Source organism: Agromyces sp. C10 (assembly GCF_023217995.1).
In the GTDB taxonomy this organism is placed as follows: domain Bacteria; phylum Actinomycetota; class Actinomycetes; order Actinomycetales; family Microbacteriaceae; genus Agromyces; species Agromyces indicus.
Genome location: NZ_JALPSX010000011.1, coordinates 157566 through 165755 on the forward strand (window position 1 = coordinate 157566; position 8190 = coordinate 165755).

Consider the following 8190-nt stretch of genomic DNA (forward strand, 5'->3'; position numbering starts at 1 on the left):
CCGCTCAGCCGGCGAGCCCGACGAGCAGGTGGGCCTCGACGGGCGCGTCGCGACCAGCGACCTGCAGGTCGCCGAGCGGCTCGGTCACCGCCGCGTCGCCGAGGCGCGCCCGGGTGGCGGCGGCGATCGCCACGCCGCCCACCGGCGCGCGGTGCTCGATGCGCGAGGCCACGTTCACCGTGTCGCCGATCACCGTGTACGTGCGCCCGCCGCCCGTGCCGAGGATGCCGACGTTCGCGGTCCCCGAGTTGACGCCCACGCGGAACCGCGGCCAGTCGGGATGGGCGGCCGCCACGGCGCCCGTGGCCTGCTGCAGCGCCAGGGCGGCGCCCGCCGCGCGGTGCGCGTGCGATGGCCCGGATGCGGCATCCGCTTCGAAGACCGCCATGACCGCGTCGCCGATCAGCCGGTCGACGCGCCCGCCGAAGCGCTCCACGAGCGGCGGGATCGCGTCGGTGAAGTACGTGTTGAGCATCGCCGTCACCTCCGCGGGGTCGTGCGACTCCGAGAACCGCGTGAAGCCGGCGAGGTCGGCGAACAGCACCGACACGTCGCGCTCGCCGGCGGCCGTGTCGTGGGTGTAGAGGCCCGCCCACCGCTCCTCGCGCCACGACCGCTGCGCCGCGACCGCGATGATGACGAACGCGGCGAGCATGAGCACGTGCCATTCCCACCACGACAGGTGCCAGTTGCGGCCCAGGGCCACGGCCACCTCCGCCTCGGCGAGCAGCGTGAACGCCGCGGCGAAGGCGAGCGGCAGCGGCGAGGCGGCGTGGCGCGGCATCCGCAGGTAGCGGACGACCGCGACGCCGTAGAGCACGAGTCCGAGCACGGCGAGCGCCGCGAACGGCACGGCCATGCGTTCGGGCGGCGCCGCGGCATCCAGGGGACCCAGCCGCAGCAGCGACACCGCCGCCCAGCCGAGCATGACGACGACGAGGCCGCCGACCAGCCACGGCGCGAGCCGCACCACGCGTTCGCCGCGGGCACCGTCGAGGTCGAGGCTCGACCACGCCGCGAACACCGCGGCGACGGTGAGTCCGACGGGCGTCGCGAGGGCGAACCCCGTGTTCGACGCCTCGAGCAGCACGCCCGGCGTCGCGAGCGCGTGGAGCGCGAGGAACCCCGCCGCGGCGAGGAACGACAGCGACACGAGCACGAGGCGCGCGTCGCGCCGCAGTCGCGCGGCCGAGCCGACGGCCCAGGCCAGGGCCGCGTTGATCGCCCCGGCGGCCAGCACGATCCAGAAGTGCGCGGGCTGGTGCTCCCACTGCAGGTCGAGCGCGGGCCGGGCGATGAGGAGCCAGAGCCCCAGGAGGGGCACGGCGAGGATGGCGGCGACGAGCGCGACGCGGCGCCCGGTCGGCGGCGGGGCCACCGGGCCGGTCCCGGGCGCGATGCGGGTCATGCCGCCCCGCTCTGCTCCCCCTGCGCCCGCGCCTCGGCGAGGTGCGCGTGCACCGCGGACACCACGACCGATCCCTCGCCGACCGCCGAGGCGACCCGCTTGACCGAGCCGCGGCGGGCGTCGCCGACCGCGAACACCCCGGGCAGGCTGGTCTCGTGCGCGCCCGGCTCGCGATCGAGCGGCCACGCGCGACGACCGCCCTCCGCGACGACGTCCGGGCCCGTGAGCACGTACCCCCACCGATCGCGGAGCACCTCGGGCGGCAGCCAGCCGGTCCGCGGCGCCGCCCCGATGAGCACGAAGAGGCCGCCGCAGGGCTCCTCGCTCGTGGTTCCCGTCTCGCGGTCGCGGACGACGATGCGCTCGAGCACGCCGTCGCCGCCCCCGCCGACGACCTCGGCGCGGGTGCGCACCGCGACGCCCTGCGCGGCGAGCTGGTCGATGAGGTACTGCGACATGCTGTCCGCGAGCGATTCGCCGCGCACCAGCAGGGTGACGGATGCCGCGTACCGGGCCAGGTGCAGCGCCGCCTGCCCGGCCGAGTTGCCGCCGCCGACCACGAAGACGGGCCGGCCCGCCATCCCCTGCGCCTCCACGGCGGACGCGCCGTAGAACACGCCCGCCCCCTCGAGCCGCTCGAGTTCGGGCACCCCGAGCCGGCGGTAGGACACGCCCGTGGCGAGCACGACGCTGCGGCACCGCACGGCGAGGTCGGGCGCGATGCGGACGACGTAGCCCTCGGCGTCGCGTTCGAGCCCCGCGACCTCGCGCGCGTGCGCGAACCGCGTACCGAACACCCACGCCTGCTGGTACGCGCGCTGGGCGAGCTCCGAACCCGAGATGCCGCGCGAGAAGCCGAGGTAGTTCCGGATGAGCGAGCTGGATCCGGCCTGGCCGCCGATCGACTCCCGCTCGACCACGAGCACGTCGAGACCCTCGGATGCCGCGTACACCGCCGCGGCCAGGCCCGCGGGTCCGGCCCCGACGACCACCACGTCGGCGACCCGGTCGACGTCGACGGAGGTGTCGAGCCCGTAGGCGGCGGCGAGCTCGGCGTTGCCCGGGTCGACGAACGCGCGCCCGTCGAGCATGACCACCACCGGCACATCGGGCACCTCGTCGATCCCCGCTCGCTCCAGGCGCTCCCGCGCCCGGACGTCGGCGGGTTCGAGCCAGTCGTGGGGCACGCCGCCGCGCGCGAGCAGGCTGCGCAACTCGTGCGTGCGCGCCAGGCCGGCCCGGCCGATCACCGTGACCTCGCGGGGCCGCAGGCCGATCGAGCGTTCCCACTCGAGCAGGAACTCGGTGATGGTCCGGTGGAAGTACTCGTCGGGCGTGTGCCACGGCCGGATGACGTAGTACTCCAGTTCGCCGGCGGCCATGAGCGCGAGGATCTCCTCGCGCACGCCCGCATCGCCCCACTGCCCCCACTCGATGAGGCGCCCGCGCCGCACGTCGGGGAACCACGACCGCGCGACCGCGAACACGCTCCGCCCGCCGATGTCGCCCGCGCGGTCGGCGAGGATGAGCGCGAGGGGGCCCGCGCCGTCGACCAGCCGTTCGATCCGGCGGGCGGCCTCGTGCTCGTCGGCGACCTCGTCGATGCGGTAGTCGGCGCCGTAGCGGCGGGCGAGCTCGGCGACGACGGCCGAGCGCGCGTCCGCATCCCGTGCGACGACGAGGATCACGGGTGGTGCTGTCGCAGCCGACATGCGCGCCTCCTCCGCTGCTCCGGGCAGCGATCGGGGGCAGTGTACCGCCGGGGCCACGCGGCGGACAGGGGCGAACGGATGCCGCGGGGCCCCCGCCCCGCGGCATCCGTTCGCCGTCTCGCCGCCTCGTCAGCTTGCGGCGGCCTGCACCCGCTCGCGGTCGGCGTCGTCGACGTCGCGGAGGTCGAGGCCGCGCGTCTCACGGGCGGCCCACACCGCGACGAGCGTGATCGCACAGGCGACGGCGACGTAGACGGCGACGGGCACGCTCGAGCCGTACTGCGACAGCAGGCCCGTGGCGATGATCGGGGCGAGGGAGCCGGCGAAGATCGAGGTGACCTGGTAGCCGAGGGAGACGCCCGAGTACCGCATGCGGGTCGGGAACATCTCGGCCATGATCGCCGGCTGGCTGGCGTACATCGCCGCGTGGAAGGTCAGGCCGAGGGCGATCGCGAGCCAGATCACGACCGGCTCGCCCGTGTCCATCATCGGGAAGGCGAAGAACGCCCAGGTCGCCCCCGCCACGGCACCGAACGCGTAGATCGGGCGACGTCCCACCCGGTCGGAGAGCCGGCCCCACAGCGGGATCACCACGAAGTGCACGAGGTGCGCGCCGACGAGCATGAGCAGCGTGTTCGAGGTGCCCTCCTGCACGACCTGCGTGAGGTAGACGATCGAGAAGGTGACGACGACGTAGTACAGGATGTTCTCCGCCACGCGGAGGCCCATCACGGTGATCACGCCGCGCGGGTAGCGCTTGACGACCTCGAACACGCCGTACGAGGTGGCCTTCGCGGCTTCGCGCTCGGCCTGCATCTCGAGGAAGATCGGCGCGTCGGTGATCTTGGTGCGGATGTACCAGCCGACGAACACGATCACCGCCGAGAGCCAGAACGCCACGCGCCAGCCCCAGCCGAGGAACGCCTCCTCGGTGAGCGTCGACGACAGGACGAACAGCACCAGGGTCGCGAGGAGGTTGCCGACGGGCACGGCCGCCTGCGGCCAACTCGCCCAGAAGCCGCGCGACTTCGCGGGGCTGTGCTCGGCGACGAGCAGCACCGCGCCGCCCCACTCGCCGCCGACCGCGAAGCCCTGCAGGAACCGCAGGACGACGAGGAGGATGGGCGCGAGGATGCCGATCTGCGCGTACGTCGGCAGGCAGCCCATGAGGAAGGTGGCGACGCCGACGAGGATGATGCTGAACTGCAGCAGCCGCTTCCGGCCGTACTTGTCGCCGAAGTGGCCGAACACGATGCCGCCGAGCGGACGCGCGATGAAGCCGACCGCGTACGTGAGGAAGGCGGCGATGATGCCGTCGAGCGCGCTGCCGGTCTGCGCGAAGAAGACGGTGCCGAAGACGAGCGTCGCCGCCGAGGCGTAGAGGAAGAACTCGTACCACTCGACGACCGTGCCCGCCATCGAGGCGGTCACGACGCGGCGGAGGCTCGACGCGGTCGGGTTCGCGCTCGCCTCCCGAACGGGTGCCTGGGTCATTCGATGCTCCTTTGCATGGACCACGGGGGATGTGGACGCGGTTCGCGTCACGGCCGAGTCTGGCCTGCATCGATACGCAGAGCCAATGGCGAGATCCGCATCGCAGATGTGCGAAACTGCACACCATGTCGCTGACGACTCCCCGCCGCGCACCCAGCGCCGACGACCTCATCGTGCTCCTCGCCGTCGCCCGCGAGGGCCGCTACACGAGCGCCGCGAGCCGCCTGGGGCTGAACCACACGACCGTCGCGCGCCGCATCGAGTCGCTCGAGCAGGCGCTCGGCGGCCGCGTGCTCGTGCGCGGCACCGCGGGCTGGGTGCTGACCCCGCTCGGCGAGCACGCCCTCGCGGCGGCCGAGGAGGTCGAGGCCGCCCTGCGGCGCCTCTCCCCCGATGCGCCGGCCCTCGGCGGCGTCGTCCGGCTCTCCGCGACCGACGGGTTCAGCGGGTTCATCGCCGCGCCGGCGATGGCCGCCCTCCGGGCGCGGCATCCGGATGTCTCGCTCGAGATCGTCGCGGCGACGCGTCGCGCCGCCCAGCAGCGGGTCGGCGTCGACCTCGAGGTCGTCGTCGGCCGGCCGCACGTGCAGCGCGCGGAGGCGATCCACCTCGGCGACTACGTGCTCGGGCTCTACGCGAGCCGCGCGTTCCTCGAGAGGAACGGAACGCCGGAGACGCTCGACGACCTGGCCGGCGGCCCGCTCGTCTACTTCATCGAGTCGATGCTGCAGGTCGACGCGCTGGATGCCGCACGCCGGTCCACGCGCGGCATGATCGACGCCGTCTCGAGCACCAACGTGTACGTCCACGTGGACGCGACCCGGGCGGGCGCCGGGTACGGGCTGCTGCCGGCCTTCCTCGCCGATCCGCACGAGGACCTCGTTCGCCTGTTCCCCGATCGGATCGAGGAGCGCCTGCCGTACTGGCTCGTGTGCCGACCGGAGGCCCTCCGGCAGCCCACGGCCGTGGCCTTCATCGCCGCCCTCCGTGCGCGCATGGCCGAGGCCGCCGACGCCCTGCTCGGGCGGTCGGCGGCCTCGTCGTCTGCGGACGACTGACGCGGTCAGCTCGCCGCCGGCGCGTCGCGGTCGTCCTCGTCCCGCTCCTCGGCCTCGCGAGGCGTCAGGTACGGGTCCGGGTCGCCGGCGTACTGCGCCGACGCGGCGAGCGTCGAGGTCTCCGCGTCGCGCTGGCGCGCCTCGCGGAGGAGCTCCTCGATGTGCTCGGCGTTCTCCGGGATCGCGTCGGCGATGAACTCGAGCGTCGGGGTGAGCCGCGCGGTGATGTTGCGGCCGACCTCGCTGCGGAGCATGCCCGTCGCGGCCTTGAGCGCGAGCGCGGAGTCGCGCCGCTCCTCGTCGGTGCCGTAGACGGTGTAGAAGATGCTCGCGTGCTGCAGGTCGCCCGTCACGCGCACGTCGGTGATGGTGACGAATCCGAGTCGCGGGTCGCGCAGGCCCTTGTCGAGCCGCTTGGCCACGATCTCCTTGATGCGGTCCGCCAGCTTCCTGGCGCGCTGCGGATCGGCCATGATTCCCTGCCTTTCGTCGTGGGGAAGGGGACGGGGCCCCGCTCATCGCGGTGACGAGCGGAGCCCCGTGCCGTGGGCTAGGCCCGCGGCTTCTCGCGCATCTCGATGGTCTCGATCTCGTCGCCGACCTGGATGTCGTTGTACTTGCCGAGGCCGATGCCCGCCTCGAAGTCCGTGCGGACCTCGGTGACGTCGTCCTTGAACCGACGCAGCGACTCGATCGCGAGGTTGTCGCCGACCACCACGCCGTCGCGGATGACGCGGGCCTTGGCGTTGCGCGTGATCGTTCCCGACCGCACGATGACACCGGCGATGTTGCCGAACTTCGAGGAGCGGAACACCTCGCGGATCTCGGCCACACCCGACTGCACCTCTTCGAACTCGGGCTTGAGCATGCCCTTGAGCGAGTTCTCGATGTCGTCGATCGCGTTGTAGATGACGTTGTAGAAGCGCACGTCGACGCCCTCGCGGGCGGCGCGCTCGCGCGCCTTCACGTCGGGGCGGACGTTGAACCCGATCACGATCGCGTTGTCGATCGTGGCCAGGTCGATGTCGCTCTCGGTCACCGCACCCACACCGCGGTGGAGGATGCGCAGCTGCACCGAGTCGTCGACCTCGATCTTCATCAGCGACTCCTCGAGCGCCTCGACGGCACCCGACACGTCGCCCTTGATGATGAGGTTGAGCGCCTCGACCTTGCCCTCCTCCAGCGCACGCGTGAAGTCCTCGAGCGAGATGCGCTTGCGGGCCTTCGCCAGCTGCGCGTTGCGCTCGGCGGCCTCGCGCTTCTCGGCGATCTGGCGTGCCGTGCGGTCCTCCTCGGTGACGAGGAAGGTGTCGCCGGCGCGCGGGACGCTCGAGAGGCCCTGCACCTGCACCGGGCGCGACGGCGTCGCGGCGGTCACCGGGTCGCCGTTCTCGTCGCTCATCGCGCGGACGCGGCCGTAGGCCGTGCCCGCGACGATCGCGTCGCCGACCTTGAGCGTGCCCGACTGGATGAGCACGGTCGCCACGGCGCCGCGGCCCTTGTCGAGCTTGGCCTCGATGGCCACGCCTCGGGCGTCCTTGTCGGGGTTCGCGCGCAGGTCGAGTCCGGCGTCGGCGGTCAGGAGCACCGCGTCGAGCAGTTCCTGGATGCCGATGTTCTCGCGCGCCGAGACGTCGACGAACATGACGTCGCCGCCGTACTCCTCGGCCACGAGGCCGAACTCGGTGAGCTGCTGGCGCACCTTGGCCGGGTTGGCGTCGGGCTTGTCGATCTTGTTCACCGCGACCACGATCGGCACGTTCGCCGACTGGGCGTGGTTCAGCGCCTCGACCGTCTGCGGCATGATGCCGTCGTCGGCCGCGACCACGAGGATCGCGATGTCGGTCACCTGCGCACCACGGGCTCGCATGGCGGTGAACGCCTCGTGACCCGGGGTGTCGATGAAGGTGATCGCGCGGTCGATGCCCTCGTGCTCGGTGTGCACCTGGTACGCACCGATGTGCTGCGTGATGCCGCCGGCCTCGCCGGCGACCACGTTGGCACTGCGGATCGCGTCGAGGAGGCGCGTCTTTCCGTGGTCGACGTGGCCCATGACGGTGACGACCGGCGGACGCGGCATGAGGTCCTCGTCGGTCTCGTCCTCGAGCTCCTGGTCGAGGTCGATGTCGAAGCCCTCGAGCAGCTCGCGGTCCTCGTCCTCCGGGGACACGACCTGGATCTTGTAGCCGAGCTCGGCGCCGAGCACCTCGAAGGTGGCCTCGTCGAGCGACTCGGTCGCCGTGGCCATCTCACCGAGGTGGAAGAGCACGGTGACGAGCGAACCGGGGTTCGCGTCGATCTTGTCGGCGAAGTCCGAGATGGACGCGCCGCGACGCAGGCGGATGACGGTGTTGCCGTCGCCGCGGGGGACGCTCACGCCGCCCAGCGACGGCGCCTCCCGCATCTCGAATTCCTGCCGCTTCGTGCGCTTCGACTTGCGGGCCTTGCTCTTGCCGCCGCCACGACCGAACGCGCCGGCCGTGCCGCCGCCGGGGCCGCGACCGCGACCGCCGCCACC

Annotated in this window: 6 protein-coding genes; 1 reads left to right on the forward strand and 5 read right to left on the reverse strand. The window is 72.8% G+C overall.

Annotation, left to right across the window (positions count from 1 at the left end):
• Window positions 1–4: 4 nt before the first annotated feature.
• The 3 genes from M1L56_RS13670 to M1L56_RS13680 all read right to left on the reverse strand — a co-directional run bounded on the left by M1L56_RS13670 (window position 5) and on the right by M1L56_RS13680 (window position 4614).
• On the reverse strand, window positions 5–1408 hold the full coding sequence (locus tag M1L56_RS13670; protein ID WP_248599643.1) for an adenylate/guanylate cyclase domain-containing protein: 1404 nt from the start codon (window positions 1406–1408) through the stop codon (window positions 5–7).
• Window positions 1405–3120, reverse strand: a complete 1716-nt coding sequence (locus tag M1L56_RS15990; RefSeq protein ID WP_282573609.1) for an FAD-dependent oxidoreductase — start codon at window positions 3118–3120, stop codon at window positions 1405–1407. Before M1L56_RS15990 ends, M1L56_RS13670 begins: the two co-directional genes overlap by 4 nt.
• 129 nt (window positions 3121–3249) lie before the next feature.
• On the reverse strand, window positions 3250–4614 hold the full coding sequence (locus M1L56_RS13680) for an MFS transporter (protein WP_248599644.1): 1365 nt from the start codon (window positions 4612–4614) through the stop codon (window positions 3250–3252).
• Between the two features lie 125 nt (window positions 4615–4739).
• Between M1L56_RS13680 and M1L56_RS13685 the strand changes: the two genes are divergently transcribed.
• Window positions 4740–5672 carry a LysR family transcriptional regulator gene (locus tag M1L56_RS13685; RefSeq protein WP_248599645.1) on the forward strand — a complete coding sequence of 311 codons (933 nt, stop codon included), beginning with the start codon at window positions 4740–4742 and terminating at the stop codon, window positions 5670–5672.
• A 5-nt stretch (window positions 5673–5677) separates the two neighbouring features.
• Here the strand turns inward: M1L56_RS13685 and rbfA are convergent, their stop codons facing one another.
• Together rbfA and infB are read right to left on the reverse strand one after the other, a co-directional pair.
• Window positions 5678–6145, reverse strand: coding sequence for a 30S ribosome-binding factor RbfA (gene rbfA, locus M1L56_RS13690; RefSeq protein WP_067945915.1), 468 nt, complete (start codon window positions 6143–6145; stop codon window positions 5678–5680).
• 77 nt (window positions 6146–6222) lie between these two features.
• Window positions 6223–8190: translation initiation factor IF-2 (gene infB, locus M1L56_RS13695; protein WP_248599646.1), on the reverse strand; the 1968-nt coding region annotated here is incomplete at its 5' end.